The following is an 856-nucleotide window of genomic DNA, read 5'->3' on the forward strand; positions in this document are numbered from 1 at the left end:
CTCCACGCGAAGCACTACAGCGTGTACGGGCGCCGGAAGATGCATGCCCTGCTGAAGCGTGAGGGGTGGAAGATCGGCCGCGACCAGACCGAGCGTCTGATGCGGCTCGCCGGCGTGCGCGGGGTACGGAAATCAAAGCGCGTGTTCACCACACGCCCCAACAAAACGGCGGCACTGCCTGCCGATCTCGTCAACCGGAGATTCGCCGCTGACGGGCCGCGCAAGCTCTGGGTGTGCGACGTGACCTACGTCGCCACCTGGTCTGGGTTCGCCTATGTCGCGTTCGTCACTGACGTGTACTCGCGCAGAATCGTGGGCTGGAATGTCGCTGCGACGCTGAAATCAGAGATTCTGCCAATGCAGGCACTCGATATGGCTGCGTGGCAATCGGGCGGCAGGCTCGACGGGCTCATCCATCACGCCGATCACGGATCGAATTACACCGCCATGGTCTATACGGATCGCATTGCGGAACTCGGAGCAGTGCCCTCGACCGGGACGGTCGGCGACAGTTTTGACAATGCCATGGCTGAGGCGGTCAACAACCTCTACAAGACCGAACTGATCCGACAGCAGGGCCCCTGGCGGACGGTTGAGCAGGTCGAACTCGCGACCCTCGAATACGTGTGGTGGTGGAACCATGAGCGCCTTCACGGGGAGCTCGATATGCGTACCCCGATCGAGGTCGAGCAGGCCTACTATGCTGAGGCCGAGGAACTTCTGTCACCGACCGGTTGACAGGAAAACCGGTCGGAACTCAAACCAGGCCAATTCACTCAACGCCTTCGCGATCACCTTCGAAGGCCGAATCAACTAAGAATGCGCCAGGCCAGATCCACCGTTAACCTGACAGACC

1 protein-coding gene is annotated in these 856 nt (G+C 61.0%); it reads left to right on the forward strand.

Going from position 1 to position 856, the window contains the following annotated elements:
- A partial coding sequence (locus tag ACFQND_RS03860) for an IS3 family transposase (protein ID WP_377412360.1) occupies nt 1-738 on the forward strand: 738 nt, incomplete at its 5' end.
- Nucleotides 739-856: the final 118 nt, after the last annotated feature.

This window comes from Polaromonas aquatica (assembly GCF_042659145.1).
GTDB classification, from domain to species: Bacteria; Pseudomonadota; Gammaproteobacteria; order Burkholderiales; family Burkholderiaceae_C; genus Polaromonas; species Polaromonas aquatica.